At 66.8% G+C, this 13,812-nt stretch carries 15 protein-coding genes; 10 read left to right on the plus strand and 5 right to left on the minus strand.

What is annotated here, in order from left to right; genetic code table 11:
- Positions 1–598 (minus strand): tyrosine-type recombinase/integrase (locus RBT54_RS16965; RefSeq protein ID WP_320368205.1); only part of this gene is annotated, 598 nt, incomplete at its 3' end.
- A 279-nt stretch (positions 599–877) separates the two neighbouring features.
- Between RBT54_RS16965 and lepA the strand changes: the two genes are divergently transcribed.
- The 10 genes from lepA (at position 878) to uvrC (ending at position 10,605) form a co-directional block, all read left to right on the plus strand.
- The gene (gene lepA / locus RBT54_RS16970; RefSeq protein ID WP_320368206.1) at positions 878–2,674 is read left to right on the plus strand and encodes a translation elongation factor 4; all 1,797 of its coding nucleotides are present in this window, start codon (positions 878–880) and stop codon (positions 2,672–2,674) included.
- A 48-nt stretch (positions 2,675–2,722) separates the two neighbouring features.
- Entirely contained in the window at positions 2,723–3,511 is a 789-nt protein-coding gene (gene lepB / locus RBT54_RS16975) for a signal peptidase I (RefSeq protein WP_320368207.1), read from the plus strand.
- A 15-nt stretch (positions 3,512–3,526) separates the two neighbouring features.
- The gene (locus tag RBT54_RS16980; RefSeq protein ID WP_320368208.1) at positions 3,527–3,889 is read left to right on the plus strand and encodes a DUF4845 domain-containing protein; all 363 of its coding nucleotides are present in this window, start codon (positions 3,527–3,529) and stop codon (positions 3,887–3,889) included.
- A 4-nt stretch (positions 3,890–3,893) separates the two neighbouring features.
- Positions 3,894–4,565: a ribonuclease III gene (gene rnc, locus RBT54_RS16985; protein WP_320368209.1), complete on the plus strand. Its 672-nt coding sequence runs from the start codon at positions 3,894–3,896 to the stop codon at positions 4,563–4,565.
- 14 nt (positions 4,566–4,579) lie between these two features.
- On the plus strand, positions 4,580–5,503 hold the full coding sequence (era, locus tag RBT54_RS16990; protein ID WP_413788468.1) for a GTPase Era: 924 nt from the start codon (positions 4,580–4,582) through the stop codon (positions 5,501–5,503).
- Between the two features lie 15 nt (positions 5,504–5,518).
- Complete coding sequence (gene recO / locus RBT54_RS16995; protein ID WP_320368211.1) at positions 5,519–6,277, plus strand: DNA repair protein RecO; 759 nt, start codon at positions 5,519–5,521, stop codon at positions 6,275–6,277.
- Positions 6,277–7,029, plus strand: a complete 753-nt coding sequence (locus RBT54_RS17000) for a pyridoxine 5'-phosphate synthase (protein ID WP_320368212.1) — start codon at positions 6,277–6,279, stop codon at positions 7,027–7,029. Before recO ends, RBT54_RS17000 begins: the two co-directional genes overlap by 1 nt.
- Positions 7,030–7,084: 55 nt before the next feature.
- Positions 7,085–7,468 (plus strand): holo-ACP synthase, encoded by a 384-nt coding sequence (gene acpS / locus RBT54_RS17005; protein WP_320368213.1) that lies wholly within the window; start codon positions 7,085–7,087, stop codon positions 7,466–7,468.
- 64 nt (positions 7,469–7,532) lie between these two features.
- Positions 7,533–8,678: a beta-N-acetylhexosaminidase gene (nagZ, locus tag RBT54_RS17010; protein ID WP_320368214.1), complete on the plus strand. Its 1,146-nt coding sequence runs from the start codon at positions 7,533–7,535 to the stop codon at positions 8,676–8,678.
- Positions 8,679–8,787: 109 nt separating this feature from the next.
- The gene (uvrC, locus tag RBT54_RS17015; protein ID WP_320368215.1) at positions 8,788–10,605 is read left to right on the plus strand and encodes an excinuclease ABC subunit UvrC; all 1,818 of its coding nucleotides are present in this window, start codon (positions 8,788–8,790) and stop codon (positions 10,603–10,605) included.
- Here uvrC and RBT54_RS17020 read toward each other — a convergent pair.
- From RBT54_RS17020 to RBT54_RS17035, 4 genes are all read right to left on the minus strand, one after another.
- Positions 10,602–11,042: a GatB/YqeY domain-containing protein gene (locus RBT54_RS17020; protein WP_320368216.1), complete on the minus strand. Its 441-nt coding sequence runs from the start codon at positions 11,040–11,042 to the stop codon at positions 10,602–10,604. The genes uvrC and RBT54_RS17020 overlap by 4 nt on opposite strands.
- Before the next feature lie 116 nt (positions 11,043–11,158).
- Positions 11,159–12,520 carry a GAF domain-containing protein gene (locus tag RBT54_RS17025; RefSeq protein WP_320368217.1) on the minus strand — a complete coding sequence of 454 codons (1,362 nt, stop codon included), beginning with the start codon at positions 12,518–12,520 and terminating at the stop codon, positions 11,159–11,161.
- On the minus strand, positions 12,517–13,008 hold the full coding sequence (locus tag RBT54_RS17030) for a pyridoxamine 5'-phosphate oxidase family protein (RefSeq protein WP_320368218.1): 492 nt from the start codon (positions 13,006–13,008) through the stop codon (positions 12,517–12,519). The genes RBT54_RS17025 and RBT54_RS17030 overlap by 4 nt, the downstream gene beginning before the upstream one ends.
- A gap of 62 nt (positions 13,009–13,070) precedes the next feature.
- Positions 13,071–13,562, minus strand: coding sequence for a cytochrome C (locus RBT54_RS17035; protein ID WP_320368219.1), 492 nt, complete (start codon positions 13,560–13,562; stop codon positions 13,071–13,073).
- Positions 13,563–13,812 lie beyond the last annotated feature (250 nt).

Here is a 13,812-nt window from a genome sequence, read left to right on the forward strand (position 1 = left end):
GCAGGAAGTCCCCGATGTCGCGCTCTTCAAGGTGCCGATGGTGCTCGACCGTGCGCCGTGCGATCTGGCGCTTCAGGGGCGTGGTGGGGTTGGTCTCGGCGCGACCGTGCAGGATGGCGTAATCGAATACCTGCCCCATGATCTGCCGCGCGAGGATGGCGCGCGTGACCGCACCGCGTGCCTCGATTTTCTTCATCACTTGCAGCAGGGTAGGGGCGGTGAGGGTGCGAATCGGGGTCTTGCCGATGCGGGGCAGAATATCCACGTCGAAGATCCGGCGCACGGTCCCCCGGTGCCCATCAGACCAAGGGGCGTTCTTCTCCTCGAACCACGCTTCCGCGTTCACGGCGAAGGTGTTCGCCGACTCCTCGATGATGGCGTTCTTCTGCTGCTTGCGGTGCTGGGTGGGGTTAATCCCCTGCTTCACGAGGTCGCGCGCTTCGTCGCGTGCCTTGCGTGCGTCGGCAAGGGTGATTTGCGGGTATGCACCGATGGCGAACAGGTTTTCCCTACCCGCAAGGCGGAAGCGGTAGCGCCAGTGCTTGCCCCCGGCTGGGGTGACTTCAAGGTACAATCCGGCGCCGTCGGTGAGCTTCAAGGGCTTGTCGGCGGGCTTGGCGTTGCGAATCGCGGCATCTGTAAGCGGCATGGTTCGTTTCTCCAGGTGGGGCGTGCTCGATGGCAGTCGATGCGCCCAGTGCGGCGGGTGCGGGTAGATTTTCGAGGGGGTATGAGCAGATACCCGCAAATCTACCCCCTGTTGCAAGAGGTGTGAAGAGGTGCCCTGAGGTGCTTCGATACACGAAAATGAAGATTTTCAAGGGCTTGCGGGTCTGTACGAGACTGTGTGGGTCCTCCTGATACGCTAGACTCCACTTTGAACCACATCCGAAACTTCTCCATCATTGCCCACATCGACCACGGTAAATCGACCCTGGCCGACCGACTCATCCACTTCTGCGGCGGCTTGTCCGAGCGCGAGATGGAGGCGCAGGTGCTCGACTCGATGGACATCGAGCGCGAGCGCGGCATCACGATCAAGGCGCAGACTGCGGCCCTGCACTACAAGGCCAAGGACGGACAGGTCTATAACCTGAACCTGATCGACACCCCTGGGCACGTCGACTTCTCCTACGAGGTCAGCCGCTCGCTCGCTGCCTGCGAGGGCGCGCTGCTGGTGGTCGACGCCTCGCAGGGGGTCGAGGCGCAGACGGTGGCCAACTGCTACACCGCGCTCGACCTCGACATCGAGGTGGTGCCGGTGTTGAACAAGATCGACCTGCCCGCGGCCGACCCCGAGAACGCACGCAGCGAGATCGAGGACGTGATCGGCGTCGATGCCTCCGAGGCCATCCTGTGCTCGGCCAAGACCGGCCTCGGCGTGGAAGACGTGCTCGAGGCGATCGTCGCGCGCGTGCCGCCGCCCAGGGGCGAGCCGGAAGGGCCGCTGAAGGCGCTGATCATCGACTCCTGGTTCGACAACTACGTCGGCGTCGTCATGCTGGTGCGCGTGGTCGACGGGGTGCTCAAGCCCAAGGACCGCATCCTGCTGATGTCGAACGGTCTGCAATATCCGTGTGATCAGGTGGGCGTGTTCACCCCGCGCTCGGTGGCGCGCGAGCAACTGCGTGCGGGCGAGGTGGGCTTCATCATCGCCGGCATCAAGGAAATCGAAGCGGCCAAGGTTGGCGACACGGTGACGCTGGCCAACCGGCCTGCAGCCGCCGCGCTGCCCGGTTTCAAGGAGATCAAGCCGCAGGTGTTCGCCGGCCTGTATCCGGTGGAATCGTCCGAGTACGACCAGTTGCGCGACTCGCTCGAGAAACTGCGCCTGAACGACTCCTCGCTGCGCTTCGAGCCCGAGGTCTCGCAGGCGCTCGGCTTCGGCTTCCGTTGCGGCTTCCTCGGCCTGCTGCACATGGACATCGTGCAGGAGCGCCTGGAGCGCGAGTTCGACATGGACCTCATCACCACCGCGCCGACGGTGGTCTATGAGGTGGTGCTGAACGACAACTCGGTCATCCGCATCGAGAATCCGGCCAAGCTGCCCGAGCCCGGCAAGTACCAGGAGATCCGCGAGCCGATCATCACCGCGACCATCTTCCTGCCGCAGGACTATGTCGGCCCGGTGATCACGCTGTGCAACCAGAAGCGTGGCAACCAGATCGACATGCGCTACCACGGCCGCCAGGTACAGCTGGTCTATGAGATGCCGATGAACGAGGTCGTGATGGACTTCTTCGACAAGCTCAAGTCGGTGTCGCGCGGCTATGCGTCGCTGGACTACGAATTCAAGGAATACCGCACGGCCGACCTGGTCAAGCTCGACCTGATGGTGGGCGGCGAGAAGGTCGATGCGCTGTCGGTGATCGTGCACCGCGCCAGCGCGCAGTACCGAGGCCGCGAGCTTGCCAGCAAACTGCGCGGCCTGATCCCGCGCCAGATGTTCGACGTGGCGGTTCAGGCGGCGATCGGTGCGCACATCATTGCCCGCGAGACGATCAAGGCGCTGCGCAAGAACGTGCTCGCCAAGTGCTACGGCGGCGACATCAGCCGCAAGAAGAAGCTCCTCGAGAAGCAGAAGGAAGGTAAGAAGCGCATGAAGCAGGTCGGCAACGTCGAAATTCCGCAGGAAGCCTTCCTCGCCGTACTGCGCACCGACGAAGGCAAGTGATCGAAACCGCCGGCTACCCCCGGGTGGCCGGCCGACGACGGATACCGCATGAATTTCGCCCTGACCCTGTTCCTGCTGCTGATCGCCACCGGCGTGCTGTGGTTCTTCGACCGCTTCCATGCGCGCAAGCGGCGCCCGGCCGGCACGCCCAGCCCGTGGTGGGTTGAATACGGCGCGAGCTTCTTTCCGGTCATCCTGATCGTGTTCGGCCTGCGCTCCTTCGTCGTCGAGCCGTTCAAGATCCCGTCCGGCTCGATGATCCCGACCTTGCTGGTGGGCGACTTCATCCTGGTCAATAAATGGACCTACGGTATCCGCCTGCCGGTGATCAACCAGAAGATCATCGACGTCAACGATCCGCAGCGCGGCGACGTGATGGTGTTCCGCTACCCGGCCGACCCGTCGATGGACTACATCAAGCGCGTCGTCGGCCTGCCTGGCGATCGCGTCGAGTACATGAACAAGCGCCTGACCATCAACGGCCAGGTGGTGCCGGTCGACGAGGCGGGGACCTATCTGCACCCCGACCGCCTGTACTACTCGCCGCAATACACCGAGAAGCTCGGCGAGGTCGAGCATTCGGTGCTGATCGAGCGCGACGCGCCGGCCTTCGTGCCGCAGGTGCTGAATTTCCCGAAGCGTGAAAACTGCACGTACACGCACTCCGGCGTGAGCTGTACGGTACCGCAGGGGCACTACTTCGTGCTCGGCGACAACCGCGATGCGAGCAGCGACAGCCGGGTGTGGGGCTTCGTGCCGGAAGACAACATCGTCGGCCGCGCCTTCTTCATCTGGTTCAACTTCAGCGACATGAAGCGGATCGGCGGCTTTCACTGAGATTCGAGGGACTCCATGAACATCAAATCCCAACGGGGCCTGAGCCTGCTCGGCGTGCTCGTCGTCGGCGCCCTGGCAGCCTTCGTGCTGATCGTCGGCTTTCGTACGGTACCGGTCGTCAACGAGTACATGTCCATCAAGCGTATCGTCGGCATCCTGGCCGACGAGGCGGACAAGGGCACGCCGGTGCTCGAGTTGCGTCGCAGCTTCGATCGCCGCGGGCAGATCGACGACATCTCCAGCGTCAGCGGCGCCGACCTGGTGATCGACCGCAGCGGAACCCATACGGTGATCGATGTGCAGTACAGCCGCACCGTCCCGCTGGTGGCCAACGTCAGCCTGCTGTTCGATCTGCACCCAAGCAGCGATTCGCGATGAGCCGATGACGGTTGATCAGCTCCAGGCCCGGCTCGGGCATGTGTTTGCCGATGCGCGCCTGCTGCAGGAGGCGCTCACGCACCGCAGCTTCGGCCTGCCGAACAACGAGCGCTTCGAGTTCCTCGGCGATTCCATCCTCAACTGCGTGACTGCGATCGCGCTGTTCGAGCGCTTCGGCGAACTGCGCGAGGGCGAGCTGTCGCGCGTGCGCGCCTCGCTCGTGCGCCAGGACGCGCTCTACCGCATCGCACTCGACCTCGATCTGGGCGACTGCCTGCGCCTGGGTGAGGGCGAGTTGAAATCGGGCGGCAGCCGCCGACCCTCGATCCTGGCCGATGCGGTCGAGGCCCTGTTCGCAGCGGTCTTTCTCGATGCCGGCTTTGCGGCCGCCAAGGCGGTCGTCGATCGGCTCTACGCCCCGCTGCTGGCAGAGGTCGATCCACTCAAGCCGAGCAAGGACCCCAAGACCGCCTTGCAGGAGTGGCTGCAGGGGCGCAGGATCGCAGTGCCGACCTATTCGATGGTGCAGGCACTGGGCGAAGCCCACGCGCAGGAGTTCGAAGTGGCCTGCGAGATCCCCAAACTCGGCGTGCGTACGCTGGGGCGTGGTCCCAGCCGACGGATCGCGGAACAGCAGTCGGCCGAGCTCGCGCTCGCCGCAGTGAGAAAGAAATGAGCGAAATCCCCCCCATGCCCGAACACGACGACGCGCTGAGTGCCGAGCACCCCGCAGACGGCTTCCGCGCCGGCTTCGTCGCCATCGTCGGTCGCCCCAACGTCGGCAAGTCCACGCTGCTCAACCGCCTGATCGGACAGAAGATCAGTATCGTCTCAAGCAAGGCGCAGACCACCCGCCACCGCGTCACCGGCATCCTTACCGAGGCGGGTGCGCAGTTCGTGTTCGTCGATACGCCGGGTTTCCAGACCCACCACCGCAACGCGCTCAACCGCTCGATGAACCGCACCGTGTCGCAGGTGCTAGCCGACGTCGACCTGGTGTTCTTCGTCATCGAGGCGGGGCGCTTCACCGACGACGACCGCAAGGTGCTGTCGGTGATCCCCGAGTCGTCGAAGGTGATCCTGGTGATCAACAAGGTCGACCAGTTGAAGGACAGGACCCGCCTGCTGCCCTTCATCGACCAGGTGCGCCAGGCGCGCGACTTTACCGAGATCGTACCGCTGTCGGCGGAGAAGGGGCGTAACGTCGATACGCTGATCAAGGCCGCAACGCCGCTGCTGCCGGTCGGGACGCCGATGTTCCAGGAAGACGAGATCACCGACCGCAGCGAGCGCTTCCTGGCGTCGGAATTCCTGCGCGAGAAGCTCTTCCGCCTGCTCGGCGACGAGCTGCCCTATGGCATCGCGGTCGAGATCGAGAAGTTCGAGGTCGAAGGCAACCTGCGCCGCATCCACGCCGCGGTGATCGTCGACAAGGCGGGCCACAAGTCGATGGTGATCGGCAAGGGTGGCGAAAAGCTCAAGCGCATCTCCTCCGAGGCCCGCGTCGAACTCGAGAAGCTGTTCGACGGCAAGGTGTTCCTCGAGGTCTGGGTCAAGGTCAAGAGCGGCTGGGCCGACGACGAGCGTGCGCTGAAGAGCCTCGGCTACGAGTAAGCCGGGCGCGGAGTCATGGCGGGAGCGAAGCAGCGCGTCGAGCAGCAGCCCGCCTGGGTACTGCATACCTATCCGTGGCGCGAGACCAGCCTGATCGTCGAGATCTTCGCGCGCGACCATGGCCGGGTAGCGCTGGTCGCCAAAGGGGCGCGCCGGCCGCACTCGCAACTGCGCGGCGTGCTGATGGCCTTCCAGCCGCTGCTGATGGACTGGTCCGGCGGCGGCGAGGTAAAGACCCTCGTGCGCGCCGAATGGCAGGGCGGACAGCCGCTGCTGACCGGGCGCGCGCTGATCTGCGCTTACTATCTCAACGAACTGCTGGTGCGCCTGACCGCGCGCGAGGACGCCCATCCGCGGCTGTTCTCGGCCTACGCCGATGCGGTGCTGGCGCTCGGCCGCGGCGAATCTGAATCGCCCGTCCTGCGCCGCTTCGAGCTCGCCCTGCTGCAGGATCTGGGCTACGAGGCCGGGCTCGCGCATGAGGGTGACAGCGGCGAGCCGGTGCGGCCCGAAGGGCGCTACCTTTATATAATCGAGCGTGGTCCGGTGAGGCTGGAAACGCTGGAGGAAGGGGGCGCGTCCCTCGACCCCGCCGCGCTCGGCGAGCAGCCGCTGCTGTCCGGGCAGACCCTGCTCGACATGGCGGCAGACGACTTCTCGCGCGCGCAGACCCTGACCCAGTCCAAGCAGTTGCTGCGCATGCTGATCAACCACACCCTGGGCGGCCAGCCGCTGCAGTCGCGCCGGGTACTCAAGGAACTGCAGGAGCTCTGATGATCGAACTCGGCGTCAACATCGACCACGTCGCCACGCTGCGCCAGGCGCGCCGCACCTGGGAACCCGATCCGGTGTGGGCCGCGGTGGAGGCCCACCTCGGCGGCGCCGACGGCATCACCATCCACCTGCGCGAGGATCGCCGCCACATCGGCGACGAGGACGTGCGCCGGATCGCCGAGCTCACCCAGGTCAAGCTCAACCTCGAGATGGCCGCCACCGACGAGATGGTCGCCATCGCCTGCCGCACGAAGCCGCAGATGGCGATGCTGGTGCCCGAGGGCCGCCACGAAGTCACCACCGAGGGCGGACTCGACGTGCTCGCCCAGGAGGCGCGCCTGCAGGACGTGATCGCCCGCCTGGCCGACGCCGGCATCGTCACCAGCGTGTTCATCGACGCCGAGCTCGATCAGATCGAGGCCGCCGCGCGCATCGGCGCACGCGTGTGCGAGATCCACACCGGCCCCTACGCCCACGCCTTCCACGCCGCCGGTCGTGACGCCGAAGCGCCGGCGGTGCTCGCCGAACTCGACAAGATCCGCAGCGCCGGCGAAGTAGTTCGCAGCCTGGGCATGCGCTTCAACGCCGGCCACGCGCTCAACTATTACAACGTCGAACCGATCGCCCGCCTGCACGGCATTCGCGAACTGCACATCGGCCACGCCATCGTCAGCCGCGCGGTCTTCGTCGGCCTGCGCGCAGCGGTGGCCGAGATGAAGCGGCTGATGCGCGCTGCGGCGCAGGCCGCCTGAGCCGCAGCGGGCAAGAACGACGGACGATGAGCGCTCGTAAAACCTTGGGCGGAGCATGATCCACGGCATCGGCACGGATCTCGTGCAACTGCGGCGAATGCGCGAGGCGCTCGAGCGTCACGGCGAGCGCTTCGCGCTGCGCATCCTCGCCGCCTCCGAGGTGGACGCCTGGCGCGCCCACCGCGACCCGGCGCGTTTCCTTGCCAAACGCTTCGCCGCCAAGGAAGCCTTCGGCAAGGCGCTCGGCACCGGTGTCGCCGTGCCGGCCACCCTGCATGCGGTCGCCGTCGGCCACGACGCGCGCGGCAAGCCGGAATACCGCTATGACGAGCGCCTCGCCGCGCACATGCGGGACAACGCGCTGCGCGCCCACCTCAGCATCAGCGACGAGGACGAGCACATCGTCGCGTTTGCGCTGATCGAGCGCTGCGCTGACTAGCGGGCTTCATTTGCCGCGAAAAGTGCGGTGATTGACCGCTCGTTTCAACAGCGAGACTTTCAAGATGAACCCAGGCACCAAGCGCCCGCGCGGCCCCGTGATGATCGACGTCGCCGGCACCGCGCTCACCGACGAAGAACGCGAGCGCCTGCTCGACCCGCTGGTCGGCGGTGTGATCCTGTTCGCGCGCAACTTCACCGGATCGGACCAACTGCGCGCGCTCACCGCCGACATCCGCGCCCTGCGCGACCCGGCGCTGATCATCGCGGTCGACCACGAAGGGGGCAGGGTGCAGCGCTTTCGCACCGATGGCTTCACCCGTCTGCCCTCGATGCGCAGCCTGGGCCTGCTCTGGGAGCACGACCACCTGGCTGCGCTCGACGCCGCGCGCGCGAGCGGCTTCGTGCTGGCGGCGGAGTTGCGCGCACACGGCGTCGATCTCAGCTTCGCCCCGGTGCTCGATCTCGACTACGGCTGCTGCCGCGCCATCGGCAACCGCGCCTTCCACCGCGACCCGCAGGCCGTCGCCGCGCTCGCCCAAGCCTTGGTCGCCGGCATGGCGGAGGCGGGCATGGGCGCGGTCGGCAAGCACTTCCCCGGCCACGGCTTCGTCGAGGCCGACTCGCACCACGACGTGCCGGTGGACGCGCGCGACTTCGACACGCTGTGGAACGAGGACATCGCCCCCTACCGCCACCGCCTCGGCCGCCAGCTCGCCGGCGTGATGCCCGCGCATGTGATCTACCCGCACGCCGACCCCAGCCCGGAACCGCAACCCGCCGGCTTTTCCCCGTTCTGGCTCAAGGACGTGCTGCGTGAGCGGCTCGGCTTCCAGGGCGTGATCTTCAGCGACGACCTCAACATGGAAGGCGCCCGCGTCGCCGGCGACATCGTCGGCCGGGCGAAAGCCGCCTACGCCGCGGGCTGCGACATGCTGCTGGTGTGCAATCGCCCGGACCTCGCTGCCGAACTGCTCGACCGCTGGGCCCCCGTCCCCGACCCGGACAATCTCGCCCGCCTCGCCGCGATCGTGCCGACCGCCGCGCAGCCTGCGTGGCTCGCCGACCCCTTCGCGCTCGAACTCCACGCCCCCTACGTCCACGCCCGCGACCGCGTCGCCGCCATCCCCGAGGACAGCAGCACCGCACCGACCATGACCGCCGCCACCATCGGCGAGCAGCGCACCGAGATCCTCCATAAGCCCGGATAATCGACAGGAGTTTCCTACGGACCGTCGAGCATGAACTGCGCTGGAAGGAATGCACCCGTGTCCGCTCCGAGGCACAGATGGTTTCAAGCCCTATTCTGCATCACCACTCATGACCGATCCGACGCCCTCTAACGCCTTCGACCCCAAGCCCTTCCTGCGCACCCTCACCGAGGAGCCCGGCGTCTATCGCATGATCGGCGCCGACGACAGGGTGCTCTACGTCGGCAAGGCCAAGAACCTCAAGCGCCGCGTCTCCAGCTACTTCCAGAAGACGCTAACCAGTCCGCGCATCGCGATGATGGTCGCGCAGGTGCTGCGCGTGGACACCACCGCCACGCGCTCCGAGGCCGAGGCCCTGATCCTCGAGAACAACCTCATCAAGAGTCTGGCGCCGCGCTACAACATCCTGTTTCGCGACGACAAGACCTACCCCTACATCGAGCTCTCGGCGGACGAATTCCCCCGCCTGGCCTACCACCGCGGCGCCTTCACCAAGGGCGCGCGCTACTTCGGCCCCTTCCCCAACGCCTGGGCGGTGCGCGAGAGCATCCATCTGCTGCAGAAGACCTTCCAGCTTCGCACCTGCGAGAACAGCGTCTTCGCCAACCGCTCGCGCCCCTGCCTGCTGCACCAGATCAAGCGCTGCACCGCACCCTGCGTCGGCCTCATCGAACCCGCGGCCTACGCCGCGGATGTGAAGCTCGCTACCCGCTTCCTCGACGGCCAGGCGAACGAGGTCATCGACGACCTCACGAACCGCATGCAGGCCGCGGCCGAGCGCCTCGCCTTCGAGGAAGCCGCCGCCTGCCGCGACCAGGTGCGCGTGCTGCAGGCGGTGCTGCACAAGCAGTTCGTCGATAGCCGCAAGGACGAGGATGTGGACGTGCTGGCCGCGATCGAGGCCGACGGCCTGACCTGCGTGAACATCGCCATGGTGCGCGGCGGCCGCCACCTCGGCGACCGCCCCCAGTTCCCGAGCGGCGCGGCGGTGTCGGGCGCGATGGACAGCCTGCTCGCCTTCGTCGAGCAGCACTACAGCCAGCACCCGATCCCGGCGCGCATCCTGGTGAACCTGCCGCCCGAGGCGGTCAAGGAGACGCTCGCCGAGATCACCGAGCGCCCGCCCGGCGTGGTGTCACCGCGCTTCGAAGCCGAAAAGGCGTGGATGGAGATGGCCGAGAACAACGCCCACCTCGCCATCCAGGCGCGCGCGCGCGACACCGGCCGCATCGAGCAGCGTCTGGAGGCCCTGCGCGCTGCGCTCGACCTGGACGAGGCGCCACAGCGCATCGAGTGCTTCGACATCAGCCACACCATGGGCGAGGCCACGGTGGCGTCCTGCGTGGTATGCGAGGCCGGCGCGATGAAGCGTGCGGAATACCGGCGCTACAACATCACCGGCATCACCGGGGGCGACGACTTCGCCGCGATGCGCCAGGCGTTGGAACGACGCTACGGCAAGGTCGCGGCCGGTGAGGGTGTCTGCCCCGATCTGATCCTGATCGACGGCGGCAAGGGGCAGGTGAGCGCCGCGCGCGCCATCCTCGCCGAGGTGGGGCTGGAGGCGGTGGCGATGGTCGGCGTGGCCAAGGGGGAGGGGCGCAAGGCGGGCCTGGAGACGCTGATCTTCCCCGACGGGCGGGAGGGCCTGGCGCTCGGCGGCGAATCGGCGGCGCTGCATCTGATCGTCGAGATCCGCGACGAGGCCCACCGCTTCGCGATCACCGGCCACCGCGCCAAGCGCGGCAAGGCGCGCGTGGGCTCGAAGCTGGAAGACATCCCCGGTGTCGGCCCCTCGCGCCGACGCAACCTGCTTGCCGCCTTCGGCGGGCTGGACGGCGTGCGCGAGGCGACGGTGGAGGATCTATGCCGGGTGGAGGGCGTCAGCCGCAAGCTCGCTGAGCAGATCCACGCTGCGCTGCGTTAACCGGCCAGCGCTCCCTTGACCCAGGCGTTGGCCTGCTTCGCATCGAAGCTGGTGCCGAATTTCGCCTTCAGCGCGCCCATCACCACACCCATCTGCTTCGGCGAACGGTCGGCGAGGCCGGCGACGGTTTCGGCGATGAAGGCCTTCACGTCGGCTTCGCCCGCCATCGGCGGCAGGTAGGCGGTGAGGATGACGGACTCCTGTTCCAGCGCCGCACGGCGGTCGGCGTCCTTGATCACACCAAGCGCTTCCTGGTTGTTCTTCAGGAACTTGCGGATGGTCTGCTGCACCTCGTCATCGGTGCTTTCGCGGTTGCCGGCGTTCTTGCCGACCATCTCGGCTTCGCCGATCAGGGTGCTGAGCAGGGTCGCACGCACGCCGTCGGCGGCCTTGCGTGCGAGCATCGAATCTTTTTTCAGTTGGGACAGCAGGCTCATGGGCGACTCTATCGGGTTCGGTGGCAGGGCGTGATGGGCGCGATTCGGGCCCAGCGCATTGTGGCAGCCGGCCGAGTTTACCCCAGGGCACCACGGCCCGAACACCCGTGTGCGGATCAGCCGCTCGCGGGCACGTGAGCGAGCTGCATGCGACGCTCGACCCGCAACTGGAAGCAGCCGCGCGTGGTCTTCTCGATGCGGATCGGCGCATTGCGCTCGATGAGTCGGCGCGCCAGCAGGATCAGGCGCGCTTCGAGGTTGTCACTGATGTCGGGCAGGCGGATGCGGGGGTCGAGCCGCAACTCCCGGTTGCTGAAGGCGGTGCGGCCGGTTTCGACATGGTCGCTCAGCAGCGCCCAAAGGATCGAGCCGGCCACGCCCTTTATCAGGTAGTCGGTGTCGATGAAGATGCTGTCGTTCTCGGCAAAATGGCGTACCTGCAGTGGCGGACCCGCCGGCGAAGCTGCCGCCGGCGTGGGGCGAGGGGAGGCCCGGAGCTCTTCGCGGGCATCCGTCGGGCCGTGGTGCAGAAGCTGGATGGCCGCGCCCAGCCCGCCCGCCAGGGAAACCAGGACGTCTTCGTCGTCGTAACCGAAGCGTTGCTCCTGCGCACTCTCCACATACAGCACGCCGAGCGCACGCGTGCCGGCACGGATCGGTACGGCGAGCTGGCTGTTCGAGCCGGCCAGGCCGGGGAGCGGGATCTCGGTGTCCATATGGACGCCCAGACCGCCACGCTCGAGGTTTTCGCGGATGGCCTTGCCATAGCTGTATTCGGCAGCAAAGTGTCCGATGCGGATCGGTGTGCACTCGCGCGCAGCGACGCCGATGATGCCGTCGCCGAGCGCGATTTCGGAGCCGATCCCCGAGGCCTCATAGCCACGGCTTGCGACGGTGTAGAGACGGCCGGCGACTGCGTCGAGCAGCAGGATCATCGCGTGATGGATGTCGAAGTGGCGCTCGAGGCAGTCCAGGGTGCGGGACAGCAGGCTGTCGAGGTCCATGCACTGGCACAGTTCCTCCACGCTCGTGCGCAGGGCGGCGAGCAGATTGGCGCGCGGCAGAGGCGGTGCGAGCGTTCGCCCGGGCACCTGCTCGATCTCGAGCACGCGATAGAGGTCGGCGCCGAGCAGGCGGAAGACGCCCGCCATGCCGGTGTGTGAGGCGATTCCGGCGAGCTTCGCCTTCATGATCTCGAACAGCGGACCTTCCTCCTCGGTGCGCAGGTACCGCAGCAACAGCCGGTAGTGGGCTGCCGTGACCGGATCGATGAGGGCCACGCGGGCGATGGGATTGGCGAGGATGTTGCGGCGCGTGGTGTTGAAGAACTGCCACGACAATGCCACGTGTTCGGCGTCCACATACTGTACCTGCGAGAGATAGGCCGCATTGGGCACGCCGTCGGCTGCGCAGGTGGCGATCGTTCCGGGAATCGCGCCGTCCAGACAGGCGCGGATGGCATCGAGCTTGAGCTTCATGACCGCAGCACGTGTCCGGCCTCAGGCCCGGGGGTCTGCACGCTGGCAAACGTGGGGGTAAAGCGCACCGCGACGAGATCGCTGGCGTCCGCATGCAGCACACTGCGGATCACCGCGCCCGAGTAGCCGACGGCCTGCAGGCCGGCGGCAAAACGATCCACGTAGCGTGCCGCCAGCACGGCATCGCCCGCTTCAACGGCGGTGATGACCGCGTCGCTGGCCTTGAACTGAACCGTGCGGTGCGTCTGTGGCAGGCTGAAGACCACCGAAATGCGGGCGTTACGGCGGATGTCGGCGATTACGTCGGCGCTCGCCGGCGCCGCGAGCAGCACGGTGAGCTGGCGCTGGTCGACAGCGACCCTGCAGCCAGTGCCGCGTGCAATGTGTGGCGTGCGGGTGTCGTCGCAAGTGGCAAGCGTGATCGACACCTCGCGCCGGACGAAGTCGGCGAGGGCGCTGTCGATCAGCGGAGCGGAGAATGCGTCCATGGTGTCTTGATCATAGACACCATGGAGCGGATCTCAATCTCGCGCAGGCTGGCAGCGTGCGCCTAGTGCGGGCCGGCGGCGGGAAACACGATCGCCATCCCCTGTGGCTGGGCGCCGGGTGGAAGGTAGGCGGGGGCAGGCTCGCCGGCAGGCCCGAGGACGCGCACGAAGCGGTAGAAGGCACGCAGGTCGGTCTCGTCCATGTCACGCAGCGCAAACCAGGGCATCGGCGGGCGATAGCTCAGCGTGCGCGCGTTGCGCACCCATTCATCCTCGCTCAGGCGGCTGAGCGCCAGACGCAGGTTGCTCGGATAGGTCGTGCCCCAGGGGCCGCGCCAACCAAGGCGGTCACCGGTCAGCCACTGCTGTTCGGGAACCTCACCCCCCGTCGTCGCGTAATTGGGCGTATGGCAGTCGTTGCAGCCCGCGATGCGGGCGATGTAGCGGCCGCGGTCGATCATCGTCTGTTCCGCCGCCGGTTCGGCCGCGCCCGCCAGGGTGGCGGTGCCGGCGAGGATGAGGGTGGCAACGATGGGGTAATGCGCGCGTTTCATGGTCGTTCGTCTCCTGCTGGTGGAAGCCCGCTGCTGGAAGGTTCTCCATCGCGAGCAACTGCAGTGTGGCGACGACGATGAAACCGCGTTGCTAAAAAGCCGCTGCGAAGATCTTAAGATTTTCCTAGCAGGGTGTTGAAAATTGAACCGTCACCTTCGGTTTCCAGCTTGGCTGGGAAAAATCGACGCTGAAGAACCCCGGCGTGGTTTGGCATGAAGCACTTTCCAGCCGTCTTTCGAGCCGATTCCG

It is taken from the genome of Thauera sp. (assembly GCF_034003485.1).
GTDB lineage: Bacteria > Pseudomonadota > Gammaproteobacteria > Burkholderiales > Rhodocyclaceae > Thauera.